General features: G+C 39.0%; 14 protein-coding genes. 13 read left to right on the forward strand and 1 reads right to left on the reverse strand.

The genetic code is table 11. The features are described from left to right. Nucleotide 1 precedes the first annotated feature (1 nt). From L2567_RS10895 to rpsU, 6 genes are all read left to right on the forward strand, one after another. Nucleotides 2-1,480, forward strand: coding sequence for an APC family permease (locus L2567_RS10895; protein WP_235297798.1), 1,479 nt, complete (start codon nucleotides 2-4; stop codon nucleotides 1,478-1,480). After that, nucleotides 1,477-2,934, forward strand: a complete 1,458-nt coding sequence (locus L2567_RS10900) for an aldo/keto reductase (protein WP_235297799.1) — start codon at nucleotides 1,477-1,479, stop codon at nucleotides 2,932-2,934. The genes L2567_RS10895 and L2567_RS10900 overlap by 4 nt, the downstream gene beginning before the upstream one ends. A 52-nt stretch (nucleotides 2,935-2,986) precedes the next feature. Next, nucleotides 2,987-3,454, forward strand: coding sequence for a hypothetical protein (locus L2567_RS10905; RefSeq protein ID WP_235297800.1), 468 nt, complete (start codon nucleotides 2,987-2,989; stop codon nucleotides 3,452-3,454). Nucleotides 3,455-3,601: 147 nt separating this feature from the next. Next, nucleotides 3,602-4,156 carry a thioredoxin family protein gene (locus L2567_RS10910; RefSeq protein ID WP_235297801.1) on the forward strand — a complete coding sequence of 185 codons (555 nt, stop codon included), beginning with the start codon at nucleotides 3,602-3,604 and terminating at the stop codon, nucleotides 4,154-4,156. Continuing rightward, nucleotides 4,157-4,891, forward strand: a complete 735-nt coding sequence (locus tag L2567_RS10915) for a segregation and condensation protein A (protein ID WP_235297802.1) — start codon at nucleotides 4,157-4,159, stop codon at nucleotides 4,889-4,891. A gap of 83 nt (nucleotides 4,892-4,974) precedes the next feature. Further along, entirely contained in the window at nucleotides 4,975-5,160 is a 186-nt protein-coding gene (gene rpsU / locus L2567_RS10920; RefSeq protein WP_235297803.1) for a 30S ribosomal protein S21, read from the forward strand. A gap of 743 nt (nucleotides 5,161-5,903) precedes the next feature. Here rpsU and L2567_RS21310 read toward each other — a convergent pair. Continuing rightward, nucleotides 5,904-6,005 carry a hypothetical protein gene (locus L2567_RS21310; RefSeq protein WP_406626676.1) on the reverse strand — a complete coding sequence of 34 codons (102 nt, stop codon included), beginning with the start codon at nucleotides 6,003-6,005 and terminating at the stop codon, nucleotides 5,904-5,906. 382 nt (nucleotides 6,006-6,387) lie between these two features. Between L2567_RS21310 and L2567_RS10925 the strand changes: the two genes are divergently transcribed. The 7 genes from L2567_RS10925 to L2567_RS10955 all read left to right on the forward strand — a co-directional run bounded on the left by L2567_RS10925 (nucleotide 6,388) and on the right by L2567_RS10955 (nucleotide 17,852). Further along, nucleotides 6,388-7,443, forward strand: coding sequence for a two-component regulator propeller domain-containing protein (locus tag L2567_RS10925; protein ID WP_235297804.1), 1,056 nt, complete (start codon nucleotides 6,388-6,390; stop codon nucleotides 7,441-7,443). A gap of 280 nt (nucleotides 7,444-7,723) precedes the next feature. Beyond that, nucleotides 7,724-8,815, forward strand: a complete 1,092-nt coding sequence (locus L2567_RS10930) for a glycoside hydrolase family 10 protein (RefSeq protein ID WP_235297805.1) — start codon at nucleotides 7,724-7,726, stop codon at nucleotides 8,813-8,815. Between the two features lie 139 nt (nucleotides 8,816-8,954). Then, nucleotides 8,955-9,683, forward strand: a complete 729-nt coding sequence (locus tag L2567_RS10935; RefSeq protein WP_235297806.1) for a DUF6090 family protein — start codon at nucleotides 8,955-8,957, stop codon at nucleotides 9,681-9,683. A 156-nt stretch (nucleotides 9,684-9,839) separates the two neighbouring features. Then, nucleotides 9,840-10,571: a DUF6090 family protein gene (locus L2567_RS10940; protein WP_235297807.1), complete on the forward strand. Its 732-nt coding sequence runs from the start codon at nucleotides 9,840-9,842 to the stop codon at nucleotides 10,569-10,571. A gap of 139 nt (nucleotides 10,572-10,710) precedes the next feature. After that, nucleotides 10,711-11,187: a nuclear transport factor 2 family protein gene (locus tag L2567_RS10945; protein ID WP_235297808.1), complete on the forward strand. Its 477-nt coding sequence runs from the start codon at nucleotides 10,711-10,713 to the stop codon at nucleotides 11,185-11,187. Between the two features lie 206 nt (nucleotides 11,188-11,393). Continuing rightward, nucleotides 11,394-16,703 carry an ATP-binding protein gene (locus tag L2567_RS10950; protein ID WP_235297809.1) on the forward strand — a complete coding sequence of 1,770 codons (5,310 nt, stop codon included), beginning with the start codon at nucleotides 11,394-11,396 and terminating at the stop codon, nucleotides 16,701-16,703. 33 nt (nucleotides 16,704-16,736) lie between these two features. Next, entirely contained in the window at nucleotides 16,737-17,852 is a 1,116-nt protein-coding gene (locus L2567_RS10955; protein ID WP_235297810.1) for an NAD(P)/FAD-dependent oxidoreductase, read from the forward strand. Nucleotides 17,853-18,039: the final 187 nt, after the last annotated feature.

Genomic DNA, 18,039 nt, shown 5'->3' on the forward strand with positions numbered 1-18,039 from the left:
CATGGATCAAAATAAGCTGGCGAGGCAGATGGGTTTGTTGACCTTGACCGCCACCGGTATCTGTTCCATGTTTGGCGCATCCATCTACATCGTCCCATTTATGATTCAACGAAATGTGCCTGGCATTGCGCAGTGGGTACTGCCTGCTTTTGCCCTAGCAGCTGTTCCTGCCATCTTAGCGGCTTTCGCATATGCGATCCTCTCTTCGGCTATGCCCAGAGCCGGCGGTAGTTACATCTATGTCAGCCGGGGATTGAACCCATACCTGGGATTTATTGCCAGCTTTTCCCAATGGTTTGGGTTATCTATAGTTATTGGTGTGATTGCCTATGTCATCGTTCCATTTATGCGGGATGTATTTTTGGGAGTAGGTTGGGTCAATGTAGCCGAAATACTTGAAAATGGGATTTGGCGAGTGGGTATCGCTTTAAGTCTAATTTGGATATTTGTTGGGATCAATATCAGAGGCATTGATACCTATGAAAAAGCCTTACTACCGATGATGTACATCATGATTTTACTGGCAAGTATCGTTATCATCGCAGGATTGGTTTTTGATCAAAATTCATTTCTGCAAGGTCTTATAGAAAGGGATGGAAGATCATTCATCCCACTTGCAAATGCCAATTTTGACTGGAAAATATTCCTGTCGGCCGCTGCTCTTATGTTTTCAAGCTTTATTGGCTTTGACTCCATTGCTCAGGCCGGAGGTGAAGCCAAAAATCCTTCCAAAAACTTACCAAGAGCCATTCTGATTGCCATTCTTGGAGTCGGGATATTTTACTTTCTTTTCGCTGCTTCGGTCTACCGGATTGTGCCCTGGAGCTTTATTGCTGAAGAGTCCCTGTTCAAAGATATAACGGCACCAGGCCTATTGATTTATGTACTACCCGGTTATTTAGGAGTGGCGATTTTACTTGGGGCTGTGATTGCATTGATTAACGATCTGCCAGCCATGCTGCTTTCAGTCTCCAGATTGATGTTCGCATGGTCAAGAGATGGCATTTTCCCAAAGCGTGTCGAAAATATTCATCCCAAATTTCAAACGCCTTATGTGGCCTTGATTGTAGCTGGATTGATTTCCAGCATAGGTGTTCTGGGTTCGCACTTTGCAAGTGATTTCTTCCTGGGTATCGACATTATGGTCACTTCCATGTTGATCAATTTCATTTTGATGAGTTTGACCTTGCTGTATATTCCAAAGGTAAACAGTAAGATCCATGCTGAAATCAAGATATTTAAGAATAGGAAGTTACAAATTGCCATTGCATCCACAGGATTACTTCTGCTTCTGGTCTTTCTGGTCATGCATACCTATAAAGACCTCTCCAAGGATTTGGATGCCTGGTATTTTCATTCTACCTATGTATGGATCATCGTCATAGTGATTGCAAGTATCATATATTTTATCAAATGGAGACAATTAAAAAACACCGGAACAAATCTTTATCATCATTTTAAAAAACTTCCGAAAGAATGAGATTAGAAAAAGAGGCTACTTTGGCTGCTAACCTTCAGATTCCGAGAATTATTACGGGCCTTTGGCAAATTGCCGATATGGAAAGAAAGGACACTATTCTCGATCCCAAAGGGACTGCCCAGCACATGGTTCCATATGTCGAAAATGGATTGTATGCTTTTGACATGGCAGATCATTATGGATCCAGTGAGTTGATTGCAGGCGAGTTTAAGCGTCATTTTGAGCAGGGAAAGAGCGCGAAACTTTTCACGAAATGGGTACCTCACCCAGGAAAGATCACTTTGCAGGACGTAGAAAAGGCCATTGACCTTTCTTACCACAGATTAAAAGAGAATAGTATTGATTTACTCCAATTTCATGCCTGGCAGTATGCTGATCCCAGTTGGATTGATGGTTTGCAATATTTGGAAAAAATCAGACAAAATGGCCAGTTCAATCATCTGGGTGTTACAAATTTTGACCACATCCATTTAAAGATGGCTCTAGACAGCGGCATCCCAATTGTCAGCAATCAGATCTGCCATTCATTACTTGATCGAAGAGCGGAAGGAAAAATGAAGGAGGTTTGCCTGGCTTCAGGATGCAAAATTCTAGCTTTCGGAACTCTTGCAGGAGGCTTTCTGACAGACAAATGGCTCGGTAAAAAAGAGCCCAATATGGAGGATTTGGAGACCTGGTCGGAAATGAAATACAAGCGATTTATTGATGCAGCAGGAGGATGGGATCTCTTTCAAAATTTGCTTCAAGCTGCTAGAAAGGTGGCCGACAAGCATTCGGTCTCTGTGGCCAATATCGCGAGTAGATTTGTACTGGAGAATGAGGCGGTAGCTGCAGTCATCATAGGCGCAAGATTGGGACAACGCAACCATATCCGCGACAATCTCAAGATTTTAGAAATAGATTTAGATCAAGAAGACATTGAACAAATAAAAGAGACACAATCGAAACTTAACCCCATTCCCGGTAATTGTGGAGATGAATACAGAAAACCTCCATTTCTGACAGCGTCTGGAGACTTAAGTCATCATCTTGAGGCTTTTCCAAAGGTGTATGAGGTCATAGCTGACGGTAGTCATGATGCCAGGATTTTTAGTGGAACTCCTTGGGAGGAATTTGCCGGATATTGCAGAGCGGTTAAATCTAGAGATCGAATTCATGTTTCTGGAACTACCGCAACACATGGTGCTCATTTAATTGGTGGCGACGATCCTGCTTCTCAGACCCATTTTATTATTGATAAAATCGAAGGGGTTCTTCTATCCTTTGGAAGTAGCCTGGAAGAAGTGGTGCGGACCAGAATTTTTGTAAAAAGAATGAAAGACTGGGAAGCTGTGGCGAGGGCACATGGATCTCGATTTAATGGAATATATCCTGCAAACACGCTGGTTCAGGCGGATTTAGTGGGGGATGACTATTTGGTTGAAATAGAAGCTGAAGCAGTGATCAGAAATTGAATTTTACACCTTGACCTGGAATGAAATGTGGTTGTCAATCGTTAATGAGGGTATGAAGACATATCCAATTTACAGCTTACTCCTGGTTTCGCTGATGCTAATCGCCTGCGTGAAGGATGAAAAACAGGCTAGCAATTCCATTGAAGGATTATGGCAAGTCAATGAGATGATCACCATTTATGCATATGACAATGGAGGCTTCTTAGATGAGGATGTTGTCGAGGAACAAGGTGATTTAGGATCATTCGATTTTGGTGAAAACATAGTCGATTATGAATTCATAAGAAACGACACCCTCTTTTCAGGACAAGAAAATTGGACTTTAAGTACGGAGCGAGTCAATGAAGGTTTTATAAGAGTGACCAAATTCACCTTGAAAGTTGGTGAGCGATTTGAGTTTGATGTAGCCTTTGGGGACCAAACTAAGAATGCAGAGAAAAATGCAACCGAGATGAGATTGATACAGATGCCTGGAGAGCAAGAAGAAGTGTATTTTCAGATGATGATGGAGAAGGAATGATCATCTTCGATTTTACTTGATGATCACTCCAATGTTCTTGATAAATTTAAAGTGTCGTTCAGAATCAAACGCAGAGAAAACCATTATCTTTGCACTTTGTTGGTTCCATGAACTAACGGCATTTATTTTTAAAACTAAACCTTTACGATGGCATTCACAGAATCCACCATGCTCGAACTCGGAACAAAAGCCCCGGATTTCTCACTTCCGGATACCATTTCAGATGAAACATTGACATACAACAACATCAAAGGTGCAAATGGTACCGTAGTGATGTTCATCTGTAACCATTGTCCATACGTCATCCATGTCAACGAACAGCTCGTTCAACTTGCGTCAGATTACAAAGAAAAGGGAATCGGTTTTGTAGCCATTTCATCGAATGATGTGGACAACTACCCACAGGATGGCCCGGAATTGATGAAAAAGCATGCACAGGAAACAGGCTATAATTTTCCTTATCTGTATGATGAATCTCAAGATGTGGCCAAGGCATATGATGCTGCATGCACGCCTGACCTTTATGTTTTTGATGAAGACGACCGGTTGTACTATCGGGGCAGAATAGATGATTCCAGGCCTAATTCCGGAAAAGAAGTGACGGGGAAAGATATTCGTCAGGCATTAGATCAAATGCTGGAAGGCGAACCTGCTCCCGACAAGCAATATCCTTCGGGAGGATGCAACATTAAGTGGAAGTAAATGAGCTATACAGTTCATCTTCAACAATTCGAGGGACCATTCGATCTGCTCCTATTTTTCATAGAACGTGATGAGCTGGATATCAATGACATACCGATTTCAAAACTCACCAAAGACTTTCTGGAATACATTCAAAATCTGGAGGAATTAGATATCGAAGTGGCCAGCGAGTTTATCCTGGTCGCAGCTACTCTAATGAGAATCAAGGCGAAAATGTTGATACCCAGGAAGGCAGTAGATGAAGAAGGCAATGAGATAGATCCCAGGACTGAATTGGTTCAGAAGCTATTGGAATACAAGCAGTTTAAGGCATTGATTCCCGAGTTTCAAAAACTTGAAAAACTGCGGGCGCAAAAGCTTTATCGCGGTAATATCTCCAAAGAGTTAAAACAGATCGCTGAAAAGGCTTTAGTGGATGAAGAGCTGGAAAATCTAACGCTTTATAATCTAATGAAAGCCTTTCAAAAAGTGCTGGACCAATTCGAAGATAAAAAGCAGCGGGCCGTACATCAGATTGTGGATTACCATTATAATATTGACGATCAACAGGATTACATTTCGGGTAAGTTTCGAGCTAAATCCCGACTTCAATTCAAGGAAATCTTTCAGAATCTTGAAAACAGGGTTCATGCGATTGTCACTTTTTTGGCTCTTTTGGAAATGTTGAATTTGCAAATGTTAGAGATCACCCAGGGCGAAGGAGTGAACAATTTTTGGTTGAAGCAGGTAGAATAGTTGCATAATTCAATATATTGTTGTACATTCGCGGCTCCAAATTAGGAAGATTTAAAAAATAAAAACTAGAATTATTTTATAACATGTTGATAATTAACGTAAAAGAAGAAGAATCAATAGACAGAGCTCTTAAAAGATATAAGAGAAAATTAAGAGATACTAAGATCATTAAGGAGCTTAGAAATCGTAAGAATTACGAAAAGCCTTCTGTTAGGAGAAGAAATGAGATTCTAGGAGCGAAATACAGACTCGAGAAATTCGGTAGCTAATCGAATTTATTGACTAAGATATAGAAGCCTTACAGTTTAAATTGTGAGGCTTTTTTCATTATATCACCTACTGAAAAGTTACATACTTAATTTGCTTAAATTCATAGTATTTAAACACGGACTTAGGGCAAAGCATGTCTTCTGGTCTAACTTGAGTTGCACATATATTCGGAGGAATGTAGGTTGTAGTTGTTTATGTTTAAAATGTATTTGCCCCTTCGGCAACCTCGTGCGCTTCGGTTCTTATAGTTCGCAATCGAATACATTACTTGGTAAGTAAAGGCATACTTTTTCGTTTATAAATTGTTTATTAAACCTTACATATTGTTAGTCTAGTTCAAAAATATTAATGGAATCGGATTTTTAATTCTGTGGCTATTTCTATTATCAATATTTCATTGACCATATTCAAATTTTGTAATCGAATTACGGCATCGCTGGACTGAAAAAGTCTGTTGATATAATTGTTGCTAACTAGACAACTGTAAAACACCTGAGATAGATCAGATTCAAAGGACTCTGGTACATTTCAACTTTTTTGAAGTGAAATATGTTTTTCAAGACGTGGTCTAATCTCATTAATCACAATACTTCTTACCAAATTGTCTCGCTCTTTATACAAGTGTATATAAGCTGAACATCCTATTATTTTCTGTTTCAGGTTCTCATTTTTCAATAGTTGTATTCTATCACTTGATGCCAGAGATCCTTCGCAACCTCATCTCTCACTATCTTATTAGCTTTCAAGTCTGATAATAAAGTTTCCAGTATGATCTTTTCTTGATCTCTGTCTCTATTACTTCATTCCAATTATTAATATTCAGTGCGATCAAAATGCCGATCACAATAAGTACGATTTCTCACATAGCGTAAAGAGCATACTTGCTAATTCTATATTTCCCATATGATCCAAAGTGATACGTGGTCCAACTAATCTAATAGCTGCCTTTCCACTATCTAGGCTAAATTTAATTTGGCTTCAGAAAATCAGACAACAGCTAAGAAGGGGCAATATAATATCCAATGGGATAAGTGCTGGTTTGGTAGCAGGTAATATTGAAGTAGAAAAAATATTATATTGTATTTAGTTTTGGACATCGACATTAATGTTGATCCACCCTGTTAACGCCGAAGAACGAAGTCCTATTACCCAAACCTCAATCCTGATGGACACTTAGAATGGGAAGAATATTGAAAGGAAAATATAAATCATTCAGAAGAAAACCAATGATGAATTTCTCTATTGCAATGTGTTTCTTATTCTTCATTCTTTATTCTACACCATTCCTTAACTTATCATGCAGTAGCCCTTCATCGAAAGCAGTGGGTCCTCAGGAAATAATGGAGGATTCCAGCTTAAGATTGAAGCAGACCAGAGGTGTTCGCGATATACTGGAGGATCAAGAAGGTAATGTTTGGGTTTCGACACCCGATTATGTGGCCAGGTCAAATGGTGATTCCATTTATTATTTTTCAGAAAGGGATGGATTAACAATTGTAGGCAATTTACATCAAGATATAGAAGGAACCATCTGGGTGGAAAATGGGCTTAGGGTTTTCAGATTTGATGGTGAACGATTCAAAGAATCATTTCTGGACAGTACTCTAGTTGCCAATCAGTTGTGGTTTCAAAGAGGATTAAATCCCAACTCTACCTTTTATGAAAAGCCAGGTGTATATCATTCTAATCTTTCAGGGACCATCTTTCTAAATTTTCCTATTTCTCAGGATGAGAGCAATAAAAACCTATATTATCCTACCACCAAGGTTCATTATGGAAAAGATAAATCCATTTGGCTAGGAACAATGGAGAAAGTATTTAATCTTAAGGATGGCACATTCACCTCTATAGGTAGAGCAGAGATGGGGAGGTTAGATGATGCTAGAAATATAGGTATAAGAGACATTTTTGTAGACATAGATGGTGATCTTTGGATGGCCGATAATGGTGCTGGAATATTCATATACGATGGGGTTAAAGTCCAGAATTTTACAAGAAAGCATAACCTCGATGTAGGACAAGGAACTTCGAGTAGACTGGACCGGGCATTTTCTATCGAGCAGGACACATCAGGCTTAATGTGGTTTGGAACCGCTTATTCCGGGATCTGGTCGTATAATCAAGTTACAGAAGAGTTTACCATATATGGCGAAGATCAAGGTGTGACGAGTGAAATTATATGGACGATATTCAAAACAAAAGATGGCCATCTACTTTTTGCCGGAGAATCACCAGGAGCGGTATTCCGCTTTGATGGAAACTCGTTTTATCAGATTTTATGATTTATATTGAAATAATTTTTGGCTAGCATTGACCTAAAAAAAACATATCCTTACAGGATTAATCAATAAGATCTCAATAAGCCTATATGAATTTTAAAATCTTCAGAGTAAATTTAAGTGCCCGAAATTTTAAGTATACTGAAATTAGATTAAAGGCCTCGATTATTAACTAACCTCATTGAACGAGCCCACATGATGTTTTTACCAAATTTTATAGAAAATGCAATCTCATTAAGAATGTCTGGCTTTCACAGACTAGGGATTAACCAAAAGCACAACGATGCTTAAAAATAGATGTCACTATATTTTACTTTTCCTTATTATAGGTCTAATTTCATTGATATCCTGTAAACAAAGACCCGATAAAACTCCTGTAATTAAAGGCATCTATGGAAATCCCACTGCTTTTTGGGATAAAGGTTTGAAGCTTAATGAACTGGGTATCAATGCTGTTTTTATCCATAGCGGGTCAGTCAATCATGAAATCATCACTCGAGCCAGATCTGAAGGCTCAAAGGTATTTGCTGAATTCGCGACTTTAAACGGCAAAGGTTATGTAAACAAGCACCCTGAAGCCTGGGCTATCAATGAAAAAGGTGAAAAAGTAAAACCTGCCTCCTGGTTCATGGGTGTATGTCCTACAGAGCCCAATTTTCGAAGTTACCGATTTAACCTCCTTCGGAATCTTTTACAAGAGTATGAACTGGATGGTGTTTGGATGGATTATGTGCATTTTCATGCCCAGTTTGAGGAGCCAGAGCCAATTCTGCCTGAAACGTGCTTTTGTGAACACTGTGTCAAGACTTTTTCGGAAAATTCCGAACTTAAAATACCAGAAGGAACCGTCTCTGAAAGGGCAGAGTGGATACTGGAAAATCATGATTTGACCTGGCGTGACTGGCGATGCAAAGTGATTCTTGATTGGGCTGTGGAGATCAAGAGCATTATCAACGAAATCAGGCCGGAGGCACTCCTTGGTCTCTACCATTGCCCTTGGGACGATCAGGAATTTGATGGCGCCAATCGTCGCCTTTTAGGTTTAGATTATGATTTATTAAAAGGAACCATCGATGTGTTTTCTCCCATGGTATACCATGCAAAGATGGGTAGAAAGCCAGATTGGGTAAGTGAAAATATAGATTGGTTAAGTAAGCGCCTTGAAATTCAAAAAGAATCTTACCCAAAAGTATGGCCAATAGTACAGGCATATGATGATCCACGAAGGATTAACAAACAGGAGTTCGAAATGGTACTGAGACATGGACTGTCAGGAGGATCTAGTGGAGTCATGATGTTTACATCCAATGCAGTGGCTAAGGATGATGGTAAGATCGCAGTCATGAAAGATGTGTATACTTTAGATAAGCAATAATAGAATACTTTAGGTCAATGTTGCTTGGATGTGTAAATCATAGCTTTAAGACATCATTGACATAGAAAAAATACTATATTCGTCCAGAGTTAGGGCATCGACATTTATGTTGAATAACCTAAAACCTAAACTCTTATTGATGCTTAAATTCTTCCGAAAACTTAGATCCAAATCCCTGGAAGACGGCAAAGTCACTCGCTACTTAAAGTACGCAATTGGCGAAATCGTTCTCGTTGTCATCGGTATACTTATCGCACTACAAATCAATAACTGGAACAATGATAACCAACAACGTAAAATCGAAGAGAAATATCTCAGGGAGATCAAAACCAATCTAGAATTCGACCTAGATGATATCCAGTTTAATATAGATTTCAATGAGAGCAAATATCGTTCAGCTGAAGTCGTAATCTATTTTGTAGAAAAGGAAATACCATATTCTGATACGCTCAAATTTCATTTTGCTAACCTTATAGGTGCCACAAGAACGCTGCCTAATACTAGTGCCTACGAAAACTTAAAGTCAAAAGGCATTGAAATCATTTCTAATGATTCATTAAGGCAAGAAATCACGAAATTGTACTCCTTTACTTTTCACAATCTGATCGATTTCGAGAAACAGGATGATCATCCATTTCAGTATTTCACTTTTATACCTGAACTATCGAAAGAAATTCGCCTCGATGAGTTTTGGAAAAGCGCTGATCTCATTGATCAGTCAAGGATATTTGAAAACCACGATTTCAATAATGCATTGAAAATGGGCATATTTTATCGAGGTCATGTGTTGAATTGGTATAAACATTTAAAAGTCAGTGTGCAGAGCTGTATCTCGCTGATCGATGAGGAGCTAAAAGGAAATTTTTAGGTCAATGTTGCCTTGTGACGCAAATCGCGGTAGTTAGCCAACAATGACATCAAAAAATCTTATATTCGTCTTAGTATAGAACATCGACCTTAAAGTCGAATAGGTATGTTCGCGCTGAAGTATGACGTCCTACAAATACAACACAAACCCCAATGAATGCTCAGATTCTTTAGAAAAATTCGTGTTAAACTGCTAGCTGAAGGACGAGCCGGCAAGTATTTAATCTATGCGATCGGTGAGATCGTGCTGGTCGTTATCGGAATTCTGATTGCACTCTGGTTGAATAATTGGAATACGGCAAGAAAAGACGGCGACAAGGAACTTTCTCTACTTGCTGAGATGAAGCAAAACTTGGTTGATGACCTGGTAGACTGCCGATATAATATCAATATTAATCAACAACTTCACAAAGGAAGTAAAGTAGTACTTCGCCACTTGGAAGAGCGTACAACCTTTCACGATTCATTGCGATTGTCATATGGAGGCCTATGGGGTGCAACTTCACAGCTCATGAATACTTCAGCCTATGACAACCTCAGTTCCATAGGTTTCGACCTTGTACAAAACGATAGTCTAAGGAGGAATATTACGAAACTATACTCTGAGCGCTATCCTTATATCGAAAGAATAGAGACTAACTTCGAAACCAAGATTCAAATGAATGAGGTATTACCGCAAGTGAATGCTAAAATTGTGATAGATACGATGTGGGTAAGCGGTTATCCCTTGGATTTGAAAGCATTACAGAGTGATTATGCTTTTCATGGTCTGCTGCGAAATATTGTGTTTTCGAAAAATTTTATGGTGGGTCGCTATCAGCAGCTTGAAAAGCAGCTTGAGGACTTGATCGAACAGATCGACACAGAATTGAAAAACAGGAATTCATGACAATCTCTGAATCACGTAGAAAATCTCTTTTTTTACTCTTAAAATCATTCAAAATAAAACCAGCAGTAGAAAATTTATATTGGGAACTTGTCTACAGTAAGTTTTAGAAATAACTGTATGGCTATTAAAACGCAAAATTATGAAACGAAACCTTCTTATTTTAAATGCATTGTTTTTTATTCTAATCAGTTGTAAGCATGATTCTATGAACACGCAGCAAGAAAAATTACACGAATTTGGTCAGCGTTATACTGAGGCATGGAACAGCCAAAATCCGGAAAATGTAGCTTCTTTCTTTTCAGAACAAGGTGCACTCATTGTAAATGAGGGTGAACCTTATACTGGAAGGAATGAAATTACGGAATTCACCAAAGGATTTATGGACGCTTTTCCAGATTTGCAATTGACAATGGATAGCTTAGTACAGGAGTCATCGTTTACAGATTATCATTGGAGTTTTATCGGGACAAACACTGGTCCCGGAGGTACAGGAAACAGCGTCGAATTTAGTGGTTTCGAAAGGTGGACTTTAGATGAGGAAGGATTGATAAAAGTTTCCATTGGGACCTTTGATGAAGATGATTATACTCGTCAAGTCAAGGGAACTACAGATTAATCCTCTTGATATTCAGATTTAAGGGCAATCTTACAAAGTCCTTATCTGTACTCTTAATAGTAGCGAACGGTTCAACGTCAGAATCCATTAGAAGAAGACAGACTACTTTCTTAAGTAATCACTATCTTACTTATCTTTTCAAACTGCTTCCTCAATAGAATAGGTGCAGAAATTTATATAAAGAATATACAGACCCTAATATATTAATGGCCATAGATAGCAGTGTAGAAACAGAAATAAAGGAATTTTTACAGAATTACTGGGATACGTATTTTGAAGGTGATCTGAAGAAATGGGGGACTTTTATAACGGACGACTATAAGAATATCGGCACCACTGAAGAGGAAATCTGGAATAGCAAAAAAGATATTCTCGATTATACCAAAGAAATGATTGATCAGATGGTGGGCAATGCCGAAGTACGGAATAAGAAAGTTCAAGTCAATTCGTACCCACCTTATTTCATGGCTCACGAGCTGGGAGATTTGTTTGTTAAGTCAGAAGATGAATGGCTATATTATGCACCCATCAGACTTTCTTCATTGATGCAGAAAAATGGAGATACGTGGATCGTCTTGCACCAGCACGGTTCATTTCCTGATTCGAAAACAGAGGAAGGAGAGGCGTTTGGTATTGATACGCTTAAAGAAGAAAATCTCAAATTACAAAAAGCAGTACAAGAGCGTACTGTAGAATTAGAGCAAAGGAATAGAGCACTAGAGATAGAGAGTGCTTTGCAACGCATTCGTGCCGAGGCTGTAGGTATGAGAGAATCGGCAGATCTCCAGGACATCGTGGTTACCATGCGAAAAGAGTTCGTCAAATTGGGTCACGAAGCGCACTATTTTTGGCATATGATGTGGCTAGATGATCGCTACGAAAAAGCGATGACATCTGGAGATGGCTCAAGAGTGGGGATGGTTATGAATTTGCCACGCGATTTTCACACTAAATATGAACAAACAGTGGCATGGGAGAAGAGTGATGAACCTGTGCATGTACTTGCAATGGGTACAGAGGTCGCTGTCGACTATATAGATAGAATGGTCTCTTTGGGCAATTTTAAAAAACTAGACCCTAATGCTCCAACCCAAGATGACATACGACATATCGGCGGATTAACGTTTGTGATGGCTCGAACGACTCATGGGGAAATTGGTTATAGTCTTCCTGGTGTAGTCGAATACCCTTCGGCTGATGCTCTCCAATTACTGGAAAGATTTGCCAGCACATTTGATTTAGCACATCGCAGATTTTTAGATCTTCAGAAGTCTGAAAGACAGGCATTTGAAGTTAAAATAGAACTAGAATTAGAGAAAGTCCGAAGCAGAGCAATGGCCATGCATCAGAGTATTGAAATTGGTGAGGTTGCAGAAGTATTGTATGAACAATTAACGGGTCTGGAAGGAGATCTTTGGGGAACTGGTTTTGCATTTTGCGAGGTTAATTCGGACTCAGATGAATTTTGGTTCGTAAATCATGGCGGAGTTTTGCCAAATTTAAAAATGCCCAATACGGTCGACCCCGCACACATTGCTATGTATCAAGGTTTTCTAGATCAATTAGAACTATTGACCATTGAAAAAGGGGGCGAAGACTTAGAAGAGCATTACCGTTATATGCTGACTGTTCCTTCTGTTCAACCTGTATTTCAAGGAATGTTGGAAGCAGGTATTGATTTCCCTAAATGGCAAAAGTGGCATGCGGCCTACTTTAAATATGGTTATCTGTTGGTCATTACGACCGAAACTTATGAAAATGAAGAGATCTTCGTTCGGTTCGCAAAGGTTTTTGAACAGGCTTACATTCGATTTTTAGATTTAAAGAAGGCTGAAGCCCAAGCAAGGGAAGCACAAATAGAACATGCGCTGGAAAAGGTTCGTGGTAGAACGATGGCCATGCAACATAGTGATGAATTAGCAGAAGTAGCATCTCTGATATACTTCCAAACTAAAGCATTGGGAATTGACACCTTTAGTAGTGGTTTTACAATATGGAGTGAAGATGAGGCCGATCTGATTTCCTGGATGTGTAATGCTGACGGCTCAGTGAACCCACCTTTTACTATGCCTATCTCAGAAAACAAGTGGCATCTGGAACAATTCCAATCCTGGAAAGATGGAAAGGAATTTATAAAAAAGGATCTCAAGGGTCAAACCATGAAATCTTATTTAAATTACCTCAGATCCTTCCCGTCATTAAATGAAGCTTTTGAAATTTCTCTTGCTGCCGGTCATCCATTGCCAGAACGCCAAGTGCATTATGTGGCAAATTTTTCTCATGGAAATTTGTTGTTTATAACATTGGAGCCAAAACAAGGTGTAGATGATATTTTTAAGCGTTTTGCAAAAGTTTTCGATCAAACTTACACTCGTTTTCTAGACCTTCAAAAAGCTGAGGTTCAAGCTAGAAAAGCTCAGATCGAGGCGGCGCTTGAGAAAGTTCGCTCGCGTTCATTGGCAGTGACTAAGTCTGATCAACTCCATGAAGTAGTGACTGTACTTTTTGAGAAATTAAAGGAATTAGATTTTCCCATAGGCTCAGTGACTCTGGCAACGTTTAAAGAAGGATCAAAGGATTGGAATGTCTTTGGATGTGGGGAAAGTGAAAATGGATTAAAAGCTATGAATTTTAATCTTCCTTATTTTAGCAATGCCTTTATTGACGATATCCTCAAAGCCAAAAGTCGCAAAGAGTCAGGCTATCATAGCAAAGTTTATTCGGAAGAAGAAAAAAATAAGTACTATGAATTTGTTTTTAACAACACTGCGTTAAAAAATTTACCTGAAGAAATTAAAGAGAGTGTATGGCAAAGCAAAACGTATGCTTTGTCAACTGCATTTGCCAGGCATTCCACAATCATGGTCAATGAGTTTAATGGAAAAGTATTGGACGGTGAGCAGGCTGAAGTATTAATGAAATTTTCCAGGTTGTTTGAGCAAGTCTACATACGTTTTATGGACTTGCAAAAAGCAGAAGAACAGGCAAGACAAGCGCAGATTGAAGTTGCTGTAGAAAGGGTAAGAGCAGAAGCCATGGCCATGCACACATCTGAGGACTTCGAAAAAGTTAATCGTGTCCTATGGGACCAGGTCAGTAATTTGGATGTAACCGGATTTGCGGGAGCAGGAATTGTACTTTTTGATGATGATGGTTATGTTACATGGTGGGATTTTTCCAGTCCTGGTAATATTGGACAACACGAAGCAAAGTTGACAAGATATAAGCATGATAAATATACCCTGCTGGGAAAAGAAATTTGGAATACTTACAAAAGCAAGAAACCATACGTCATACTTGAGTATGATTTGCCCAGATTAAAAGAAGCCGTCAAAGAATGGAAACAAATAAATCCAGCCATCGCAAAGGAATTTCAGAAAGCGATAGGTGCTGGTGAACTGACCTATCAATGGGGAGCTTGTGGCCGAATAACCAATGGTTTTCTAACTTTTGACCATTTACAAGAACCTGATAAGGATAGCAAACTCATCCTCATCAAAATGGCAAATGCATTTGATCTGGCTTATCAGAGATTTCTGGACCTTCAGAAAGCGGAAGCTCAAACACGTGAATCTCAAATCGAAGCTGCATTAGAAAGGGTACGTTCTAAGGCTATGGCCATGCGCAGCAGCAAGGATATTGGTGAGGCAACCACAGTTCTATTTAACGAGATAGAAAAATTAGGAATGGAAGCCATGCGCTGTGGTATTTTAATCATTCAGGAGAATAAAGTTATGGACGTATGGACCACATCAACCACAAACAATGATGAAATTATTAGTGTTTCCGGCCAGATTGATATGACGATTCATCCTTTATTAGAAGGGGTATTCGATGGCTGGAAAAGCGGTGTACCTCAGACCCAATATGAACTGGCAGGAAAGGACGGTGAAAGCTACTACCAGGCAATCAGGGGCGAGCTGAGTTATAAACTACCTATCTCTCATATTACTAAGCTGCGGCACTTTAACACTTGTTTCATGTTCAATGAAGGAGCTCTATTTGCTTTTACAAAAAATGAAATTTCAGATTCATCTGGTAAAATCTACAGCCGGTTTGCAAAAGTATTTGGTCTGACCTATCAACGATACAGGGAATTAATAGAGTCTGAAAAGAGAGAAAAAGAAGCGAATAAGCAGTCCTCCCTGGACAGGGTCAGAGGTGAAATCGCCAGTATGCGATCTACAGAGGACCTGAATAGAATCACCCCAATCATATGGCATGAACTGACCAATCTCGGCGTACCTTTTTTCCGCTGTGGTATTTTTATAATAGAGGAAGAAAAGCAAAATATTCAGGTCTTTCTTTCTGATCCGAGTGGGAAATCATTGGGGTTAATGAATCTAGACTTTACAACAAGTGAATTAACGAAAAATTCCGTCTCAGCTTGGCAACAAAAGGAAGTGTACAAAACACATTGGAATCGAGAAGAATTTATCCAATGGACTCTTTCACTTAAAGATCTCGGTAAAATAGAGACCAGCGAAGGATATCAAGGTAGTGATGAAGCTCCTGAATCTTTGCATCTCCATTTCGTACCATTTTCACAAGGTATGCTCTATGTGGGAAATCTAGAACCCTTAAACAAAGAACAAATTGACCTGGTTAGAAATCTTTCCGAATCTTTTTCGATTGCCTACTCTCGATATGAAGATTTCACAAAATTGGAACAAGCTTTTTCCGACCTCAAAACCACTCAGAAACAACTCATTCAATCAGAGAAAATGGCATCCCTCGGAGAACTTACAGCCGGAATTGCTCACGAAATTCAGAATCCACTCAACTTCGTCAATAATTTCAGTGAAGTGAGTAACGAGCTTATTGATGAGATGAATGAAGAAATAGAAAAAGGTGATCTGGAAGAAGCAAGATTTATAGCCAATGATATCAAGCAAAATTTAGAAAAAATTAATCATCACGGGAAGCGTGCTGATGCGATTGTAAAAGGAATGCTTCAGCACAGTCGCAAAAGTACAGCCGAAAAAGAACTAACGGATATTAATAAGCTGGCAGATGAATATCTACGTCTAGCCTATCATGGATTGCGTGCGAAAGATAAGTCCTTTAATGCAACCCTTGAAACCGATTTTGATGAAAATATGGATATGATCCATGTGATCCCTCAGGATATAGGCAGGGTAATTCTGAACTTGATTACGAATGCTTTTTACGCCTGCAATGAGCGCAAAAAGAAATCAATGGAAGCAGATCTAGCCTACGATAATACTTCGGCTTCCAAGTATAATCCAACGGTTTTCATTAGAACATTGACAGAAAAAAATAATATCAAAATTACAGTAAAAGATAATGCTGATGGTATTCCTAAAGATGTGATCGATAAAATATTTCAACCCTTTTTCACGACCAAACCAACAGGAGAAGGGACGGGACTAGGCTTAAGTTTGAGTTATGATATTGTTACAAAAGGACATGGTGGTGATCTAAAAGTACACGCCGAGGAAGGAATAGGAACCACTTTCACCATTGAGTTACCAAATAATAATTCCAAAAACTAGCCAAAATAGGACACCAAAATCAGACTATTTCATATGTACCCTAGCCATCAATTCTCTGAACCCACCATGCATGATGTCATCATAGTAGGAGCGGGACCAAGTGGTTGTTCAGCTGCTTATGATTTACAGAAATATGGGATGAAAGTCCTCCTTCTAGATAAGTGCAAATTCCCCAGAATCAAGCCTTGTGGCGGTGGACTTACACAAAAAACGATCGATGCGCTGAGATATAAAATTGAACCGGTAATTAAGTCAAAAAACCATAGAATTGTGATCGGCAAAGGCTATCAAAACTCTATGCTGTTCAAAAGTGAAAATATACTTTGCACTATGACCGTACGCTCAGAGTTCGATGAGTTTTGTCTAAACAAAGTGATTGAAAGTGGAGTCTCTTTCGAAATTATCGATACCATTGAATCTGTTTCAGAAAAAGCAACAAGCGTAGAAATCAAAACTAAAGATTGTACCTATCAGGCTAAGTACCTCATAGGGGCAGATGGTGCCAATAGCACTATCCGCAAACTAACCAATCAATTTTCATCGGTTAGTAAGGGGCTCGCAATAGAAGGTAAAGTGTATATGGAAAAGTCCAAACTGCCGGACATGGAGTTTGATTTCGGTGTAATCGACAAGGGTTATGGCTGGTTATTCCCCAAAGATAATCACGTAAATGTAGGCTTGTACTCCGGAAATCTAAAAACTAAGTTTTCAAAATCAACTGTCATAGAATATGCACAGAAAAAGCTTGGCCATGTAAAAGTAGATCATATCGTCGGACAATATGTGGGCTTGAATGGAAAGCATTATTCTCAAAATTCTGAAAGAGTATTCTTAATCGGTGATGCTGCAGGACTGGTAGATCCTTTTCTGGCCGAAGGGATTTTTAATGCTATAATCAGCGGTCAGTTAGCAGCAAAGGCTATTCATGTGGGGATGAATCAGGGACTTTCAGCGAAACAGGATTATAATGAAAGTCTGCGGCCTTTAAAGGCAGATTTAGTGAAACTTGAGCGAATTGGAATTTGGTTTTATCGCTTTCCTGGTCTTTTCTACAAAGGCTTATCTTTCATTCCAACATGGAGTTTTCTTAAAAAAAGAATCAAGCAAAGAAAGGCAAAGACTACAAATCTGCATGTTGACGAAACCTAAATTCCTTCTATCAATAGGTTTAGGATCATAAATGATCTGGTCTATTATGATGGCTGGTATTTCCTAAAACCAAATATTATATTAATATCACCATATAAATAAATTAAAAATACTATTATTACTGAATAGCCCTTGGGCAAACAGGTACAAGTTACGTCTTATCTTTCATTATAAGCTTAGCTCAGTG

This window comes from Portibacter marinus (assembly GCF_021533195.1).
GTDB classification, from domain to species: Bacteria; Bacteroidota; Bacteroidia; order Chitinophagales; family Saprospiraceae; genus Portibacter; species Portibacter marinus.